The organism is Acidimicrobiales bacterium, from assembly GCA_035540975.1.
In the GTDB taxonomy this organism is placed as follows: domain Bacteria; phylum Actinomycetota; class Acidimicrobiia; order Acidimicrobiales.
The window spans coordinates 1-18,202 of record DATLFN010000026.1; the positions used below are offsets into that span (position 1 = coordinate 1).

Annotated in this window: 14 protein-coding genes; 5 read left to right on the top strand and 9 right to left on the bottom strand. The window is 76.1% G+C overall.

The window, feature by feature from the left end:
- Nucleotides 1–175: 175 nt before the first annotated feature.
- Nucleotides 176–1,738, top strand: coding sequence for a helicase HerA-like domain-containing protein (locus VM242_03370; protein ID HVM04191.1), 1,563 nt, complete (start codon nt 176–178; stop codon nt 1,736–1,738).
- Nucleotides 1,739–1,790: 52 nt separating this feature from the next.
- On the opposite strand, the gene VM242_03375 is transcribed toward VM242_03370, so the two are convergent.
- The 7 genes from VM242_03375 to VM242_03405 all read right to left on the bottom strand — a co-directional run bounded on the left by VM242_03375 (nt 1,791) and on the right by VM242_03405 (nt 12,016).
- A complete protein-coding gene (locus VM242_03375) occupies nt 1,791–2,492 on the bottom strand; it encodes a DUF4230 domain-containing protein (GenBank protein HVM04192.1) in 702 nt (233 codons plus the stop codon).
- Between the two features lie 60 nt (nt 2,493–2,552).
- Complete coding sequence (locus VM242_03380) at nt 2,553–3,059, bottom strand: phage tail protein (protein HVM04193.1); 507 nt, start codon at nt 3,057–3,059, stop codon at nt 2,553–2,555.
- A gap of 87 nt (nt 3,060–3,146) precedes the next feature.
- Entirely contained in the window at nt 3,147–6,578 is a 3,432-nt protein-coding gene (locus VM242_03385; protein HVM04194.1) for a UvrD-helicase domain-containing protein, read from the bottom strand.
- Nucleotides 6,571–9,747, bottom strand: a complete 3,177-nt coding sequence (locus tag VM242_03390; protein ID HVM04195.1) for a PD-(D/E)XK nuclease family protein — start codon at nt 9,745–9,747, stop codon at nt 6,571–6,573. The genes VM242_03385 and VM242_03390 overlap by 8 nt, the downstream gene beginning before the upstream one ends.
- A 43-nt stretch (nt 9,748–9,790) precedes the next feature.
- A complete protein-coding gene (locus VM242_03395) occupies nt 9,791–10,594 on the bottom strand; it encodes an ABC transporter permease subunit (GenBank protein ID HVM04196.1) in 804 nt (267 codons plus the stop codon).
- Entirely contained in the window at nt 10,591–11,553 is a 963-nt protein-coding gene (locus VM242_03400) for an ABC transporter ATP-binding protein (GenBank protein HVM04197.1), read from the bottom strand. The genes VM242_03395 and VM242_03400 overlap by 4 nt, the downstream gene beginning before the upstream one ends.
- A 46-nt stretch (nt 11,554–11,599) precedes the next feature.
- Nucleotides 11,600–12,016 (bottom strand): hypothetical protein, encoded by a 417-nt coding sequence (locus tag VM242_03405; protein HVM04198.1) that lies wholly within the window; start codon nt 12,014–12,016, stop codon nt 11,600–11,602.
- 30 nt (nt 12,017–12,046) lie between these two features.
- On the opposite strand from VM242_03405, the gene VM242_03410 reads away from it, so the two are divergent.
- A complete protein-coding gene (locus tag VM242_03410; GenBank protein HVM04199.1) occupies nt 12,047–12,319 on the top strand; it encodes a hypothetical protein in 273 nt (90 codons plus the stop codon).
- Between the two features lie 3 nt (nt 12,320–12,322).
- Here the strand turns inward: VM242_03410 and VM242_03415 are convergent, their stop codons facing one another.
- Complete coding sequence (locus VM242_03415; protein HVM04200.1) at nt 12,323–13,789, bottom strand: NAD-dependent succinate-semialdehyde dehydrogenase; 1,467 nt, start codon at nt 13,787–13,789, stop codon at nt 12,323–12,325.
- 116 nt (nt 13,790–13,905) lie between these two features.
- Here VM242_03415 and VM242_03420 point away from each other — a divergent pair, with 116 nt between their 5' ends.
- The 3 genes from VM242_03420 to VM242_03430 are packed head-to-tail and all read left to right on the top strand — an operon-like array spanning nt 13,906 to nt 17,563.
- Entirely contained in the window at nt 13,906–16,209 is a 2,304-nt protein-coding gene (locus tag VM242_03420; protein ID HVM04201.1) for an MMPL family transporter, read from the top strand.
- Nucleotides 16,210–16,262: 53 nt separating this feature from the next.
- On the top strand, nt 16,263–16,571 hold the full coding sequence (locus VM242_03425) for a hypothetical protein (protein HVM04202.1): 309 nt from the start codon (nt 16,263–16,265) through the stop codon (nt 16,569–16,571).
- A 59-nt stretch (nt 16,572–16,630) separates the two neighbouring features.
- On the top strand, nt 16,631–17,563 hold the full coding sequence (locus VM242_03430; GenBank protein HVM04203.1) for an RNA polymerase sigma factor RpoD/SigA: 933 nt from the start codon (nt 16,631–16,633) through the stop codon (nt 17,561–17,563).
- Nucleotides 17,564–17,578: 15 nt separating this feature from the next.
- Here VM242_03430 and VM242_03435 read toward each other — a convergent pair.
- The coding region (locus VM242_03435; GenBank protein HVM04204.1) for an NADH-ubiquinone oxidoreductase-F iron-sulfur binding region domain-containing protein at nt 17,579–18,202 on the bottom strand (624 nt) is incomplete at its 5' end.

An 18,202-nucleotide genomic window follows, 5' to 3' on the forward strand; every position in this document is an offset into this window, starting at 1 on the left:
GCGGGGGGCACCGACTCCAGCTCGTCCGCGACCGGCACGGGCGCCACCCTAGGGGGCGGGGAGCGGGGGGCCAACCCCGGAGCGCAACTTCCGCCGGGCCCGCCGGCGCGGTGGCACGCTCGAACGCGACGCTCCCGCCGCAAGCGACAGGGCCAGCCCGTAGGGTGCGGCCCTGATGGCCGATCCGGAGGAGTTCGCCGCCCGCATCACCGCCGCCTACGCCACCGAGGGCGCGGCCGTCCAGCTCGGCCGGGGGATGCTCGGCGGGGCGACGCTGCCCGCCGCCGTCGTCCAGCTGCCGGCCGCCATGTGCAACCGCCACGGGCTCATCGCCGGCGCCACCGGCACGGGCAAGACCAAGACGCTCCAGCTCCTGGCCGAGCAGCTCTCGGCCCTCGGCGTCCCCGTGTTCGCGGCGGACGTCAAGGGCGACCTCACCGGCCTCACCCGCCCGGGCGAGGCCTCCGAGCGGGTGACGGCGCGGGCCGCCGACCTGGGCGTCGAGTTCGCGCCGGCCGGCCACCCGGTGACGTTTCTCTCCCTCGGCGGCCTCGGGCCCGGCGTCCCCGTGCGGGCGACCGTCTCGTCCTTCGGCCCCCGCCTCATGGCCAAGGTGCTCGGTGCGAACGAGACGCAGGCGTCGTCGCTGTCGCTGGTGTTCCACTACGCCGACACCGCCGGGCTCGCCCTGCTGGACCTCTCCGACCTGCGGGCCGTCCTCGTCCACCTCACCAGCGACGAGGGGAAGAAGGACCTGGCCGGGATCGGCGGCATCTCGCCGGCCACCGCCGGCGTGCTGCTCCGCTCGGTGACCGAGCTGGCCAACCAGGGCGGCGACGAGTTCTTCGGCGAGCCGGAGCTGGACGTCCACGACCTGCTGCGGACGACGGCCGAGGGGCGCGGCGTCATCAGCTGCCTGGAGCTGGCGGCCGTCCAGGACAAGCCCAAGCTGTTCTCGACGTTCCTCATGTGGCTGCTGGCCGAGCTGTTCGAGGAGCTGCCGGAGGTCGGCGACCTCGACCGTCCGAAGCTGGTGTTCTTCTTCGACGAGGCCCACCTGCTGTTCGAGGACGCCTCGCCCGAGTTCCTCGACCAGGTGGCCCAGACCGTGCGCCTCATCCGCTCCAAGGGCGTGGGCGTGTTCTTCGTCACCCAGCTCCCCGACGACGTCCCCGGCGAGGTCCTGGCCCAGCTGGGCAACCGGGTGCAGCACGCCCTGCGGGCCTTCACGCCCCGCGACGCCAAGGCGCTGAAGGCGGCGGTCACCACCTATCCGAAGACCGGCGACTACGACCTGGAGGAGGACCTCACCCAGCTGGGGACGGGCGAGGCCATGGTGACGATCCTCTCCGAGCGGGGCGCCCCCACGCCGGTGGTGTGGACCCGGCTGCTCCCGCCCACCTCGCTCATGGCCGCCATCGACGAGGCCGACGTCGACCGCCTCGCCCGCGACTCGTCCCTGTGGCCGACGTACTCCGAGGAGGTCGACCGGGAGTCGGCCCGGGAGCGGCTGGCGGCCAAGACGTCGGCGGGCGCCGGCCCAGAGCCCGACGACGCCGGGGCGGAGGCGTCCGACGGGGAGCCGGCGGGGAAGCGGCGGCCCGCTCCCCGGCCCCAGCCCAGGGGGAAGAAGAAGGACGAGAACGCGGTGGTCGGCTACCTCAAGAGCCGGGAGGGCCGTTCGATGATCAACACCGTGGCCCGGGGCGTGTTCGGCCTCCTGAAGAAGCGCCGGTAGGGGCTCCCGGCGGCCCGGCGGCCGGGCGGCGGCGCGCCGGCGGTCGGGGCGGTCAGGCGGCGGGGTCGCCGAACACGACCGTCACCCGCTCGAACCCGAGCGAGCCGAGCATGCTCTCCAGCATGGCCCGGGTGTTCTCCTCGGCCCGGTCGACCACGCCCGCGTCGCGGGCCGCCGCCTCCAGCTTGTCCTCGGCCAGGAGGAACAGCTGGCGCTCGCCCGTCGGGGTGTCGGAGAAGACGCCTCCGAGGCGGTCGAGGAGGCCCCGCTCCCGGGCCACGACCCGGCTGGCCTCGGTGTCGAGGTGGGCGTCGGAGAGCTGGGCGTGGGGCAGGGTGACGGTGACCGACTCGCCGTCGGGCGACACGGTGATGGCGCCCGAGCCGATGCCGGTGAAGTCCACCCAGGCGTCGACGCGGCCGGCGGCGACGAAGAGCGTCCGCTCGCCCCGGATGAAGTCGGGCATGTACCTGGCGTCCTTCTCCAGGTCGACGACGACCTGGAAGTTCCCCGAGGCCGCCTGGTAGCGGCTCAGGTCCTCCACCGCCTTGAGCACGGCCGGACCGGTCCGGTCCACCGTCTCGGTGGCGAAGGGGTTGGGGAACGAGGGGAGGAGGTCGAGGAAGCGGTCGGCGCCGAGGAACGCGAGGATCGCCACGGCCGCCACCGCCACCGGGCGGCGCCGGCGCCGCGGCTCGCGCTCGGGTGCCCCCACGCGGGCGGCCCGCTCCCGCTCGCGCGTGAGGACGGCCATGGCGCGAGTGTGGCACACCCCCGGAGTTGTGCGGACGGGCCGCCCGGCCGCGCCCGGTGCCTACGGCTCGGCCGGCTCGGCGACGTCCCGGTCCCGCTCCCAGCCCTCGTTCTGGACGACGATCCGTTCGAAGGCGACGCCGTCGTCGGCGGCGTCGAGCACGGGCAGGGCCTCGTACTCCGAGACCCAGCACCGGTACACCTTGTACGACAGGACGACCTGGCCGGCCTCGTTCAGCAGCTCCACGACCAGGTCCTTGCGGAAGTTGCGCAGCGCCGCCTCCATGCCGAGGCCGGCGCCCAGCCGCCACGCCCGGTCGGCCCACTGCTCGAACTCGGGGTCGTGGGTGACGCCCCGCTCCAGCACGAGGGGGGCGAACTCGGTGCGGCCCGGCGACTTCCGGGTCGTGGTCGGGTCGGCCCCCGACCGGTGCTCCACCACCTCGGTCACCCGCCGCAGCGGACCCACCCGGCTGACCCCCGCCACGTACCGGCCGTCCCACCTCACCCGGAACTTGTGGCGCTTGTAGGGGTCGAACCGGTGGGGGTTGACGGTGAACGGCGGCACGCCGGCGACGGTAGTCGGCCGACGGCGACGGGGAGCGGACGCCCCGGGGCCGTCGGGGTCGCCGCCCCGGCCCGCCCGGCCGGTCAGTCAGTCGGCGACGACCTCGCGGCCGGCGGCGGCCAGGGCGGCGACCTCGGCCATGGCGGCGTCGAGGCCGGCCAGGTGGCGCTCGACGGCGCCGTCGGGGGTGAGGAAGACGAAGGTGACGCGGGCGACCGGCTCGCCGGTGGCCCGGCCTACGGCCAGGGCGTAGGACGCCCCCTGGAGGCGGTAGCCGTCGACGCGGTGGTCCAGCTCGGCGGGGTCGGCGGTGGCCGACGTCTTGTGGTCGACGACGACCAGCCCGTCGTCCGAGCGGTAGAGGAGGTCGACGTAGCCCTCCAGCAGCCGGCCGCCGTCGAGCGGGGTGCAGGCGTAGACCTCCCGCCAGTGGGGCGACCGGGACGCCTCCTCCACCGACGGCGAGGCGAGGGCGGACCAGGCCAGCCGCCGCACGTCGCCGGCCCGGTCGGGGACGGCCTCGGCCTCGCACTGGGCGGCCACGGCGGCGTCGAGCCCGCTGCCGGTGGCCAGGTCGACGACCTGGAGGACCCCGTGGACGGCCCGCCCCACGGCGGTGCCGTACCGCCCCTTGAGCCACGGGGGCAGGTCGAGGTCCCGGGGGCGCTTGCGCAGCCCGGGGTCGGGCTCGGCGCCGCCGTCGGGGGTGCCGTCGGCGCCCAGGGCCGTCGCCGCCACGGCGAGGGGCAGCGCCGCCCGGGCGAGCGCGTCGGCCCGGCGGGCCGACCACGCCGCGAACGGCGGCGGCGGCGCCGGGCGGGGGACGGGCGCCGGCGCCGGGACGGTGGCCCCGGCGGCCGCGCCGTCGGGCAGGCCGGCGACGCCGGCGTCGCCCAGGGCGGACACCAGCAGCTCGGCGTTGGTGCGCTTCGGCCCCCTCGCCTCGCCCGCCCGGGCCCGGCGGTGGAGCGACACCACCAGGTGGTCGCGGGCCCTGGTGCAGGCGACGTACAGGAGGCGCTTGCGCTCGTCGGCGCTCATCTGCTCGTCCAGGGGCTGCCAGGCGGTGAACTCGGGCGTGGCCACCTGACGGCCCAGGCGGTACCCCACGCCACCGCCGGGCGGGAACACCACCTGGGCGGGCGCCGGGCGCGACTGGGGGACGGTGGACAGGCCGGAGAGGACCACCACCGGGAACTCCAGCCCCTTGGCGGCGTGGACGGTGAGGATGCGCACGGCGTCGTCGTCGGTCTCGGGGAGCACCGCCTCGGCCACCCGGGCGCCCTCCGCCGTCTGCATCTCGACCCACTGGAGGTACTGGCGCAGGGTGCCGCCGGTGGCGTCGCTCCACGCCCGGGCCTGGTCGACGACGAACCGCAGCCGGCGCCAGACGTCGCGCGGGCGTCCCTCGGCGAAGCCCAGCTCGAGGGCCCGCCGGTCGCGCACCACGCGGTCGGCCAGCTCCGACGGGGCCGACCAGTGGCGGGCGTCGTGCAGCTCGCGGAGGTAGGCGAGGGCGGCGGCGACGGGGTCGCCGGCGGGGACGCCGTCGCCGGCGGGGACGCCGTCGGGCCGGGGGGCGAGGTAGCTCCACCGCCCGCCCCGCTCGACCGACCAGCGGAACAGGTCGTCGTCGCCGCAGGCCAGGAGCGGGGTGCGCAGTGCCGACACGATGCGCAGCGAGTCGGTCGGGTCGTCGACCGCCCGCAGGACCATGAGGAGGTCGCGGACGGCCCGGGTGGCGTACACCAGCGAGCTCGACTCGGCCCGGTAGGCGATGCCGGCGGCGTCGAGGGCGTCCTCCAGGAACGGCAGCGACGTGCGGGCGGGGACGAGCACGGCCACGTCGCCCAAGCGGACGGGGCGCCAGCCGCCGGGCGCGCCGACGTCGCCCACGCTCCACCCCTCGGCGACCGCCCGGGCGATCGCCGACACCACCTCGGCCGCCTCGGCCGCCCGGATCCCGTCGGCCGTGGTGCCCCGCGGGTGGGCGGCCCGCCCCAGGACGGCGACGGGGGGACCGCAGGGCGGCGCCGGCCGGCGGGCCGACAAGGCGACGTAGGGCGGCTGCGACGGAACGGGCAGCTCGTGGTCGGGCTCCTCCCCGAGTAGGGCGGAGAACACGGTGTTGACCCAGGCGACCAGGGGGGCGGCCGAGCGGAAGTTGGCGGTGAGCTCGACGGCGCCGCCGGCCGCCGCGAAGCGCTCCTGGGCGGCGAGGAAGGTGGCGATGTCGGCCCGCCGGAACCGGTAGATGGACTGCTTGGGGTCGCCCACGACGAACAGGTGACCGGGCGCCACCGGCACCTCCTCCCACGGGAGCTCGCCGGCGTCGGGCTTCCCGGGGTCGGCCGCCGCGATCCGCACGGCCAGCTCCATCTGGATCGGGTCGGTGTCCTGGAGCTCGTCCAGCAGGAGGCGCTGGTAGCGCCCGTGCAGGGTCGCCCGGACCGCCGGCCCGCTCACCGGGTCCCGCAGGAGCGCCCGGCACAGGACGAGCAGGTCGTGGAACTCCAGGCGGCCCGCCGCCCGCCGCTCGGCCGCCGCCGCCAGGGTGAAGGCGCGGATGGCCGAGCCCAGCCGCTCGGCGCAGGCGAACCGCACCGTGTTGCGCAGGGCGGCCAGCCCGTCGCCCGCCAGGCGGAGCCGCCGCCGGACGTCGCCCAGGTCGACGCCCGGCCAGTTGTCGCGCCGGCCCACGTTGCCGGCGCTGAAGCTGGGCGGCCCGGGCAGGGCGTCGTCGCCCAGGGCCTCCAGCAGGTCGACCTCGCCCTCGGCCCCCCGCAGCCGCCCGGCGTGGGCGGCGACGTCGTGCAGGCGCCGGCACAGCAGGTCCCCCTCGGGGTCCCGGCAGCGCCCGGCCTCGGCGCACACCGCGTCGAGCGGTGCCAGGGCCTCCTCCAGCAGGTCGAAGGCGTTCGGCGGCTCCGGGCTCTCGGGCGGCACGCGGTCGGCGACCAGGTCCCAGTTCTCGTCGAAGGCCGCCGCCAGCGCCCGCATGGCCTCGTGGGGGACGCCCGACGCCACCAGCAGCAGGATGGTGCGCTCCAGCGCCCGGTCCTCCAGCAGGTCGTCGCGGAACGCCCGCCAGCGCCGGTCGAACTCCACGCCCGAGCTGACCTCGTCCAGCACCTCGACGTGCGGCGGGAGCCCGGCCTCCACCGGGTGCTGGGCGAGGAGCCGGTGGGCGAAGGCGTGCAGCGTGCCGAGAGCGGCCCCGTCGAGCTGGTCGAGGGCGTCCCGGCACCGGGTGGCGACCAGCCGGGGCACGTCGGCCGCGGCCACCTCCTCCAGCCGCCGGCGGACGCGGTCGCGCAGCTCGGCGCCCGCCTTCTCGGTGAACGTGATGGCGGCGACGGACTCCAGGGGCGCCGCGCCGGTGGTGACCAGGGCGACCACCCGGTTGACCAGCTCGGTCGTCTTGCCCGAGCCGGCGCCCGCGCCGACGAACAGCGTGGCGCCGAGGTCGCCGGCGATGCGGTCCCGCGCCGCGGCGTCGGCCAGGGGGGCGTCACCCATCGACGACCTCGAGGGCGTCGCCCGGTGCGAGGTCGAGAGGCTCGGCCAGCGCCGCGTACGGCGCAACCGCGGCGTCGGCCCGCTTGCGGTCCCAGCGCCGGCGCAGCTCGGCCGTGCCGAGGCCGTCCGGGTCGCACGCCGGGCACTCCACCCACGGGCGGCTGGTGCCACCGGGGGAGGGGCGCGACGGGAACACCCCCGCCTCGATCCCCGCCACCATGGTCCCCAGGGTGGCACCCACCCGGGCGAGCACCTCGGCGTCGACCGGGTAGCCGATGCGCCGGAAGCCGCCCTTGCGGGAGACGAACCAGTACTCGGCGTGCACCGGCGTGGCGGCGTCGCCGGCATGCATCGCCCCCGCCGCGCCGTAGACGGCCAGCTGGAGCTTCGTGCCCCGCAGGTCGGGCTCCTCGGCGCACAGCTTCTCGGCCTCCCGCACGCCGCCCGTCTTGTAGTCGACCACGTGCCGGCTGCCGTCCTCGCCGGCGTCGACCCGGTCGGCCTTGCCCCGGAAGCGCACCGCCCGGCCGTCGGGGAGGGGGATGGCGACGGGGCCGAGGGTGGCGCCCGGGAAGCCGAAGGCCAGCTCGGCGGCCACCGGGCGGGTGCGGTGCCGGGCCCGGTGGTCGTCGTCGGCGTCCAGGAAGCGGCGCAGCTCGGCCAGGACCAGGGCGCGGTCGCGCCGCCAGAACACGGCCCGGCCCGTCAGCCCCCGCTCCTCGTAGCGGTCGCACACCTCGCCGGCGATGCGGGCCAGCCGCTGGCGGTCCTCGGGGCGCCACCGGTCGCCCGGCGCCGGCTGCTCGGCGGGGGGCAGGGCCAGGGTCTCCAGCACGAACCGTTCCAGCGCCTCGTGCACGAGCGACCCCTTGTGGGCCGCCGACATGGCGAGCTCCTCCTCCGGGCTCTCCACGGGCCGGGCCCGGAGGACGTTCTCGACGAGGTAGGCGAAGGGGCACACGGCCCAGCGCTCCAGGCGGGTGGGCGACGTGACGCCGTCGGCCGGGGACGGGACGGCGAGCCCGGCCAGGTTGCCGTCGAAGCGGGTGAAGGCGTCGCTGCGCCGGGCGGCCACCACGGCGGCACCCGCCGCCACCACCGGGTCGCCCGGGTCGAGGCCGGCGAGCAGGGCCCGCAGGCGGTGCTCCGTGCCCGTGGCCGGCGACGCGTCGGGGCGGCGCAGCCCGGCGTCGAACGACGCCATGTGGTCCACCCCACCGGCGCCCGCCCGCAGGAGGTCGTCGCTCCACACCCGGGTGCCGGCCAGCTCGGAGGCGAGCTCGAGCACCCACCGCGACGGCACCCGCTCGCTGCTGCGGCGCAGGTCGCCCCGGGGGACGGCGAGCACGTGCCGGCGGGCCCCGGCCAGGACGGCGAGGAGCTGGTGGTGGTCCCGGGCCACCCGCTGGCGCCGGAGGGGGAGCTCCCCGGCCGTGCGCCGGCGCTCGGCGTCGGGCAGGACGGGGTCGTCCGCCACCGGGGCCGGGAACGAGCCCTCGACCAGGCCGAGGACCACGACCAGGTCGAGATCGACCCCGACGCCGAGGGAGACGGGCGCCACCAGGACGCCCTCGCCCAGCCGCCCCACCCTCCCGAGGTCGGACTCCAGCTCCAGCTCCAGCGTGCGGGCGAAGACGGGGAGGCCGACCGGCCCCTCCACCGCGTCCATGGCGGCCAGGCGCTGGAGGGCGGCCTCCACCCGCTCGGCCGCCTTGCGCTCGTCGGCCGGCCAGGCCAGGCGACCGGCGTCGCCCCCCAGCCCGCGCCGGAGCAGGCCGGTGGCCCACGCCGCGTGCTCGCCCCATCGCCGAGGCGTGGCCGCCGCCGCGCCCAGCTCGTCGGCCAGGCCGACGACCAGCGAGCGCAGCGCCTCGGCCCGGGCCGCCTCCTCCCGGTCCCGCTCGGCCAGCCAGGCCGGCGCATCCGGGTCCGCATCGGCGGCGTCCGCCTCGGCGGCGAGGTCGGCGGCCAGGGTGGCCAGCCGGCGGTCCCAGTCGGAGCGGCCGGCCACCACGCCGGCCTGCCGGGACAGGCGCTCCCAGGCCACCACCGGGGCCCGCTTCCCGTCGTGGCGGACGGGCGCCGACGCCAGCCAGGCGAAGACGTCCTCCCGGCGCAGGCCGCGGTCGGGGAGGGCGAGGAGGTGCAGCAGCCACCGCCCCGCCACCCGGGAGGCGAGCGGCACCACCGACGCGCCGTTGCTCGGGACGCCGGCGGCGGCCAGGTGCTCCGCCACCAGGCGGGCGTAGGGGACGGGGCTGGCGTGGAGCACGGCGATGCGGGCGAGGGGCGTGCCCGCCTCGGCGGCGGTGACCACGGCCCGCACGGCGGCCCGCACCTCGTCGTCGGCGTCCGACGTGGTGACGATGCGGGTGCGCCCGGCCGCCACCACGCCCTCGGCGCCCACCGGGGGCAGGGGCGGCGGAGCCAGGCGGGCCACCGACGCCAGCACCTCGGCGTCGGCCCGGGCGTCGCCCGTCGCCCCCACCAGCACGGGGACGTCGGCCCGGGAGCCGGCCGCCGCCAGCATGGCGGCCGCCGAGCGGGTGAGGCGCTGGGGGAGGTGGACCACGACGGCCCCCAGGCCGGCCGCCGTGGCCCGGCCCCGTCGCCCCCGCAGCAGGTGGGCGGTGGCGGCCATGAGGTCGTGCTCGTCGTACCACCGCTCGGCCAGCCGGCCGGCCGCCGCCGTGCACAGGCGGACGACGTCGGACGCGCGCGGCCCGGCACCGGCCAGCGCGTGGAGGGCGGGAGGGGACAGGTCCCGCAGCTCCCGGTAGGCGCCCACCAGCGCCGCCTCGGTGGCGGGGTGGGCGGCGACCGGCCCGAACACGCCCGGGTCGTCGGCCAGGACCGTCCGCAGGGCGGCGGCGACGACGGGCGTGGAGACGGGCCGGCGCCCGGCGCCGGCCAGGATCGGGGCGGCGAGCAGCTCGGCCAGGCGGGCCGGGGTGAGGAAGGTGACGGCGGCCAGGCCGACCCCGCGCCCGCACACGGGCCCGACGGAGCCGCCGGCGAGCAGCCGCCGGGCGGCCACGCCCACCGCGTTGGTGGGCACCACCACCGTCACCGGGGCCAGGGGATCGCCGCCCTTGGCCGCCGCCACCGCGTCCCGCAGCGCCTCGGCCGCCGGAGGGCCGTAGCGAACCCACGAGATCCGCAGCGCCATCGCGAAGACCTTACGCAGCAGGTGCGACAGCGCTGGCGGGCGCTCAGCCCGACAGGAGGCGGTCGCGGGTGAACCGCCCCGCGCCCCGCACCACCAGCCAGGCGGCGACGGCCCAGACCAGGGCGCCGACGCCGATGGCGATGGGGAGGGTCACGAGCAGGAGCCCCGTCGTCTGGCCCACGGCCAGGAAGATGAGGGGGAGGATGACGGCGCCGCCCAGCTGGTTGGCGGCCTGGGCCGACCTGGCGCGCGCCGACACCCGCACCATCACGGCCATGCCCAGGGCGGCGACCGCCGGTCCGACCCAGAAGATGACCACCGCCCACAGCTTGGTGGGCACGAAGACCCGGTGCATCACCGGCCAGGCCACCGTGTTGGTGACGATGGCGAAGGCGACGAATCCCGACCACGACACGGCGACGGCGGGGAGGAACGCGCCCAGGACCTTGGCGTAGAACAGCTGGCGGTCGGGGATGGGCAGGTGCAGCAGCGTCTCCAGCGTCCGGCGCTCCTTCTCGCCGGCGAAGGAGTCGGCCGCCAGCACGGCGGCGACCATGAGCGGCACGATCAGGAACAGCGGCGCCAGCAGGTAGCCGCTCACCAGCACGATGGGCCGCTCGGCGTAGGGCAGGGCGAGGATGGGCTCCGCCACCGACTCGGGCAGCCGGTGGACGTAGATGCTGACGTCGGGGTTCTCCTGGGCGCGCACGGCGAGGCCGACGCCGAGGGGCAGCACCACCAGCAGGAGCAGCGGGACGATCAGCATCGGGATCACGACCGCCTTCGACCGGCGGACGGCGGTGAGGTCCCGGCGGATGACGGCGGCCACGGCGGCGGCCGCGCTCACCGGACCGGCCCCCCGCCGTGCTCGGGACCGGTCCGCCCCTGGAGGGCGAAGTAGACGTCCTCGAGGGTCGCCGGGCGGGGGACGGCGGCGTACACGGGGACGCCCCGGGCGACGAGGGAGGACACCAGGGCGGGGACCGCCTCCCGGTCGGCCACCTGCACGGTGAGGCCCTCCGACGCGGCAGCGGCGTCCAGCACGCCGGCGGCGCCCGCCACCATACCCACCACCCGCTCGTCGGCCGCCCGCCCGAGGTCGAGGTGCACCGTGAGCCCCGGCCACAGCCGGGCGGCCAGCTCGGCCGGGGTGCCGAACGCCTGGAGCCGCCCGCGGTCGAGCACGGCCATGCGGTGGCACAGGCGCCCGGCGTCGCCCAGGAAGTGCGTGCAGACCACGATGGTGCGGCCGTGCTCGCGGGCCAGGGAGGCGATGAGGTCGATGACGTCGCGAGACGCCGCCGGGTCGAGCCCCGACGTCGGCTCGTCGAGGAACAGCACCTCCGGCTCGTGCAGCAGGGCCAGGGCCAGGGCGACCCGCTTGCGCTGCCCGGTGGAGAACCCCCGGACGGACCGTGAGGCGACGGAGGCCATGCCGAGCCGCTCGAGCAGCTCGTCGGCCCGCCGGCCGGCCTCGGCGGCGCCCATCTCCCGGATCCGCCCGACCAGGACCAGGTTCTCGCGTGCGGTGAGCCGGTCGTCCAGCCCGGCCGTCTCGGTCAGGACCCCGGTGCGCCTCCGCAGCTCGGGCCCGTCGGCGACGGGGTCGAGGCCGAGCACGGACGACCGGCCCCGGTCGGGACGAAGCACGCCGTTGAGGAGGCGGATGGTCGTCGTCTTGCCCGCCCCGTTGGGCCCCAGGAGAGCCACCACCTCGCCGGCGTCCACCTCGAGGTCGAGGCCGTCCACGGCGAGCTCGGCGCCGAAGCTGCGGCTCAGGTCCTCGGTGCGGATGGCGGCGCCCACCCGACGAGTGTCGCAGCCCCGGGGCGCTACGCCGGCGGCCGGCCGGTCATCCCGCGGCCACGCCCGGCTCCGGGAGGTCGTCGCCCGAGGCGTGGCGGAGGATCCCCACGTCGGCGTCGACCTCGGCCACCCGCTCGGCGACCGCCTGCGGCGCCACGGCCGCCCGGCCCGACACCTCCACGATGTGGCTCAGCAGCCCGGCCGTGGCCTCGGAGTCGTGGCGCTCGCCGCTCGCCCGCACGGCCCGTTGCAGGGCCCGGGTGATGATGGCGAGGGTGCGCTCGTTGCTGGTGTCGTACGGCATGTCGCGTGCCAGGGACAGGGCGAAGGCGTAGGCACCCATGAGGGCGGTGGGGCTGTCCTCGGCGGCCTCCAGGAGCTCGGCGACGACGAGCTCGTCGTCGAGTTCCTCGGCCTCCAGGCCCAGCGCTACCGCCAGGAGCTCACGTCCGTCCGTCGCCATGAGTCATTGTCGCGCCCGTAGCATCGGGGAATGACCGAGAACCCCGCCCGCGAGGTCGTCGAGCAGCTCACCCACCTGCTCGAGCAGGCCACCGACGCGACGAAGCCCGTGCTGCCCCGGATCTCCGGGGCCGTCGCCGCCGGCGCGTACTACGAGACGCTGCTGCGCGTCCTGGTCGGCCAGGCGCGCGACAAGGGCCACACGTGGGAGGAGCTGGCCGACGTGTTCGTGACCACGCCTTTGGGGGTGAAGAGCCGGTTCGACACCTACCGCAGCTACGCCGGCGAGGAGCTGCCCGACTGAGCGTCACGCCCGCAGGCCGACGTACTTGGTGGACAGGTACTCGAGGATCCCCTCGCGGCCTCCCTCCCGGCCGAACCCGGAGTGCTTCACCCCGCCGAACGGCGCGGCCGGGTTCGACACCAGCCCCAGGTTGATCCCCACCATCCCCGTCTCCAGCCGCTCGGCCACCCGCACGGCCCGGTCGAGGTCCCGGGTGAACACGTACGACACCAGGCCGTGCGGCGTGTCGTTGGCCGCCGCCACCGCCTCGTCCTCGCCGGCGAAGCGCCCGACGGGCGCCACCGGCCCGAACACCTCCTCGCGGACCACGCCCGCCCCGTCCGGGACGTCCACCAGGACGGTGGGGGAGTAGAACCAGCCCGGCCGTTCCACCCGCCCGCCGCCGACCAGGACGCGGGCGCCGGCGGCTACCGCGTCGTCGACCAGTCCGGCCACCTTCGACGCCTGGAGCTCGTCGATGAGGGGCCCGACTTGGACGCCGTCCTCGGTGCCGCGGCCGATCCTGAGGGCGCCCATGCGCTCGGCCAGCACGCCGGCGAACTCGTCGGCCACGGCGCGCGCCACGAGGAACCGGTTGGCCGCCGTGCACGCCTCCCCCATGTTGCGCATCTTCGCCACCATGGCGGCGTCGACGGCGGCGCCGAGATCGGCGTCGTCGAAGACCACGAAGGCGGCGTTGCCCCCCAGCTCGAGCGACAGGCGCAGGAGGTTGTGCGCCGCCCCGGCCATGAGCACCCTGCCCGTCTCCGTGGAGCCGGTGAAGGAGAGCTTGCGCAGCCGCCGGTCGTGCAGGAGCGGCCCCACCACCTCGGCCGGCGACGAGGTGGTGACCACGTTGAGCACGCCCGCCGGCAGCCCGGCCTCGGCCAGCACGGCGGCCAGCGCCAGCATCGACAGCGGCGTCTGCTCGGCCGGCTTGACCACCATCGTGCAGCCGGCGGCCACGGCGGGGGCGATCTTGCGGGCGCCCATGGCGAGCGGGAAGTTCCAGGGTGTCACCAGCAGGCACGGTCCCACGGGCTGGTGCATGGTCAGGATGCGGCCCCATCCCTCGGGCGCCACCGACCAGCCGCCCTCGATGCGAACGGCCTCCTCGGAGAACCAGCGGAGGAACCTGCCGGCGTAGGCGACCTCGGCCCGGGACTCGGCCAGCGGCTTGCCCATCTCCAGCGTCATCAGCAGAGCCAAATCCTCCTCCCGCTCGCCCAGCAGCCGCCATGCCCGGAGCAGGACGTCGCTGCGCTCGCGCGGGGGCGTGCGGGCCCAGGCGTCACCGGCGCGCACGGCGGCGTCGAGGGCGGCGACGCCGTCCTCGGCGGTGGCATCGGCCACCTCGCAGAGGGCCTCGCCCGTGGCCGGGTCGTGCACGGCGAAGCGCCGGCCGCCGGTGGCGTCGCGCTCCTCGCCTCCCACCAGCAGGCGCTTGGGGACCTGTCCGATCACGGCCGGTTCGCGCCCTTGTACGTCCACCCGACCGAGGGTAACCGCCGTCGCTCCCTTGAACCCCGGGGGCCGACCTGCTACTTAGCGCGGGTAACCGTCTTTCGATGCGCGCGGTGCGGCGGCCGGGCGGACGAGGAGGAGCCATGCGTCTCTCCCCGCAGTCCCTGGCGAGGGTGACCAGCCGGCACCCGTGGCGGACGGTCGCCGCCTGGGTCGTCGGGGTGGTGGTCGCCGGCATGGCCAGCGCCGCCCTGCTGCCCGACGCCACCACCACCGGCGTCACCATGACCAACGACCCGGAGGCCACCCGGGCCGCCGAGCTCCTGGAGGAGCGCCTCACCGGGCCGGAGCGGGACACCGAGATCGTGATCGTGTCGTCGGGGTCGTCGACGGTGGACGACGCCGCCTTCCGCAGCCAGGTCGAGCGGCTCCAGGGGGCGCTCACCGGCCTGGGGGCCGGCGTGGTGGCGCAGGTGACGACCTTCTACGGGACCGACGACCCCAACCTGGTGTCGCGGGACCGCCGCACCACGCTGATGCCCACCCTCCTGGCCGGTGAGCCGGAGGACGCGCCGGAGAAGATCGACGACCTGAAGGGCGTCCTGGAGGACAACGCCGCCGAGGGCTTCGAGGTCCGCATCTTCGGGCCCGGCGCCCTGGGCGACGACTTCAACACGGTGGCCGAGGAGGACCTGGCCAAGGGCGAGATGGTGGGGGTGATCGCCGCCCTCCTCATCCTGGTGGTGGTGTTCGGCGCCGTGGTGGCCGGGCTGATCCCGATCGTGGTCGGCATCGCCTCCATCGCCATCGCCGTGGGGATGGTGGCGATGGTCGGCCAGGCCGTCCAGTTCTCCTTCTTCGTCACCAACATGATCTCGATGATGGGCCTGGCCGTGGGCATCGACTACTCGCTGTTCGTCGTGTCCCGGTACCGGGAGGAGCGCGAGCGGGGGCGGGAGAAGCTGGACGCCATCGAGGCGACCGGGGCCACGGCCAGCCGGGCCGTGTTCTTCAGCGGGATGACCGTGGTCCTCGCCCTGGTGGGCATGGTCATGATCCCCAACTCCATCTTCAAGAGCCTCGGGGCGGGCGCCATCTTCGTGGTGCTGGTCGCCGTCCTGGCGTCGCTCACCCTGCTCCCCGCCGTGCTCGGCCTGCTGGGGGACAAGGTCGATGCCCTCCGCGTCCACCGCCGCAGGGCGGCCCCGGCCGGCCACCGCGGCGGCTTCTGGGACGCCGTGACCAGGAACGTGATGCGCCGCCCCGTCGCCAGCCTGGTGGTCGGCGTCGGCATCCTTCTCGCCTGCGCCTCGTCGGCGCTGGACATGAGGACGGGTTTCTCGGGCGTGAGCACCATCCCCGACGAGCTCCCCTCGAAGCAGGCGTTCGACGTCCTCGCCGCCGAGTTCTCGGGTGGGCTCGGCTCACCGGTCGAGATCGTGGTGGACGGCGACGTCGACTCGCCGGCCGTCGACGACGGGCTGCGCCGGTTGGAGGCGGCCCTGGAGGGCGACGGCATGTTCGGGCCCCTCCAGCTGGAGGAGAACGCGGCGGGCGACCTCACCCTCGTCTCCGTCCCCGTCAAGGCCGACCCGGCCAGCTCGGCGGCTGTCGACGCCGTGGAGCGGGTCCGTTCCGAGTACGTGCCCGCCGCCTTCCCCGACGGCGGCCCCGCCCGGGCCCTGGTGGGCGGGGAGACGGCGTTCAACAAGGACTTCTTCGACGTGGCCGACCGCTACCTTCCGATCGTGTTCGTGTTCGTCCTCGGGCTCTCGTTCGTCCTGCTCACGGTGGCCTTCCGGTCGATCGTGGTGCCGGCCAAGGCCATCGTGATGAACCTGCTGTCGGTGGGCGCCGCCTACGGGCTCATCGTCCTGGTCAGCCAGAAGGGCGTCGGGGCAGGCGTGCTGGGCTTCCAGCAGGTCGAGGTCATCGAGGCGTGGCTGCCGCTCTTCTTGTTCTCGGTCCTGTTCGGGCTGTCGATGGACTACCACGTGTTCCTGCTGTCGAGGATCCGGGAGCACTTCGACCTCACCGGCGACAACACCGAGTCGGTCGCCTACGGCCTGCGCACGACGGCCGGCATCATCACCGGCGCCGCCCTCATCATGGTGGCGGTGTTCGGCGGGTTCGCCGCCGGGCGGATGGTGGCGTTCCAGCAGATGGGCTTCGGGCTGGCCATGGCCGTGCTCATCGACGCCACCATCGTCCGGTCCGTGCTGGTGCCCGCCAGCATGAAGCTGCTGGGACGGCGGAACTGGTACCTGCCGCCGTGGCTGGAGTGGCTGCCCCACCTGGGCGTCGAAGGCCCGGCGACGCACGTCGTCGACCTGCGGGCGCCGGCCCCGGCGGCCGACGGCACGACCGCGCCGTCGACGTCCGGCCCCGGCGACGCCCCGCCGCCCGTCGTGCCGGTGGCGGCCGCCACCGGCGAGGACGAGGGCTGATCCGGGCGCGAGCTGCTGCCCTCGCCAGTGCCGGCGTCCTCGCCGCCGGCACCGTGAGCGCCTGCGGCACCAGTCCCGAGGAGCGGGCCGCTGCCCGCGCCGTCGACGCGTGCATCGCCGCCCTGGAGCCGGTGGCCGAGCGGCGGCCGCCGTCGAGCGCCGTCCTCCAGGCGGCGGCCGCCGAGGCCGAGGGCGCCGCCCGGACCGACGACCACTGGGAGGTCCTCGCCGGTGTGCTGCGCCGCGCCGCCGACACCGCCGGCACGCCGGAGGGCGACGCCGCCGTCGCCGCCGTGGTCGACGAGTGCCGGCAGTCGCGTGACTTCGTCCGCCGCGGCGGCCGCCCTCCTGACGGGGCGTGAAGGGGTTTCCGCAGGGCCGGTCGGACGGAACGTATGGGGGGTGATCGTCCGGAGCTGCGATGGCCCAGCGTGACGCCGCAGGCGTCCGGGACGCCCTGGGCGCGTACCTCCGGGAGATCCGGTCCGCCTCCCTGCTGACCAGGGAGGACGAGGCTCGCCTGTCGGGCGCCATCAGGCAGGGACAGGCCGCAGCCGACGAGCTCCGGCGCAGCGGCGAGCTGCCCCCCGAGCGCCTGAGCCAGCTCCGGGCCATGATCGCCCGCTGCGAGGAGAGCACCCGTCGCTTCGTCGAGTCCAACCTGCGCCTCGTGGTCTCGATCGCCAAGCGCTACCACCATCCCAGGGTCCCTCTGGCCGACCTGGTCCAGGAGGGGAACGTGGGGCTCCTCCAGGCGGTCAAGCGGTTCGACCACACGCGCGGGTTCCGGTTCTCGACGTATGCCACCTTCTGGATCCGCCAGGCGATCAACCGGGCGATCGCCAACAGCGGACGCCTCATCCGCCTTCCCGAGGACGCGGGAGGCGACGCCCTGCGCATCATCCGCACCCGCGACGCCATGGAGGCGGAGAGCGGGCGCCTCCCGTCGCTCGCCGAGCTGGCCGCCGCCGTGGGGCTCGCCCCGGCCCGGGTCTCGGAGCTGCTGGCCGCCGCCGCCGAGCCGGTGTCGACGTCGGAGCGCGCCGGCCGCCACGACGGCGTGGAGCTGGGCGACCTGGTCGCCGACGCGTCGGCCGAGCGGGCGCTCGACGAGCGCCTGGCCGCCCTCGTCCCCGACCGGCTGGAGCGCATCCTCGCCGGCCTCCCCGAGCGCGACCGCATGGTGGTCTGCCTCCGCTTCGGCCTGGACGGCCACGACCGCCGCTCGCGAGCGGCGGTGGGGGAGCTGCTCGGCCTCACGGCCGAGCGCGTCCGCCAGATCGAGATTCGGGCGCTGGCCCGGCTCCGCGAGCGCCCCGAGGCGATCGAGGCCTGGCACTCCCTCACCGAGTAACGCCGCCGGGGTGGCCTACAGGTCCTCGCCCTGGCCCTGGTCCACGCGGTCGGCGGGCGACTGGCCGGAGTAGGTGTCGGCGAAGGTCCAGTCGGGCTGCTTGCCGGCGTGCTTCTCGTCCAGCACGGCGACGCCGTCGACGATGTCGAGGATGGGGGCGATCAGCTCGGGTTCGACGCCTGCCGCGCCGCCCGTCACGTGGGCCCGGACCTGGTCGGGGAACAGGGCGAGGACGCTCTGCACCACCCGCTGGTGCTGGTGGGCGAGGAAGCAGCGCGCCTCGTCGGCCACCGTGGCCAGGTGGTCGCGCACCGACTCGAGGTCGTGCTCGTCGCCCTCGGAGCGGCGGATTCGGTCGAGCAGGGCGGCGAGGGCCAGCCCGTCCTGCTTGCAGGGCGTGCACTGGCCGCACGACTCGACGGCCAGGAAGCGGGACACGCCGAACGCCACCGCCGCCAGGTCCGAGGTGTCGTCGAACACGATGAACCCGGCCGCCCCGAGGCCGCTGCCGATGGCGTCCATCCCCTCGTAGCTGGCCGGGGTGTCGAGCAGGTCGCCGGGCACCAGGGGGTTGGCCACGCCCGACATGACGGCCACGACCCGCTCGCCCGCCGCCCCGCCCCCCGCCCGCTCGACGAC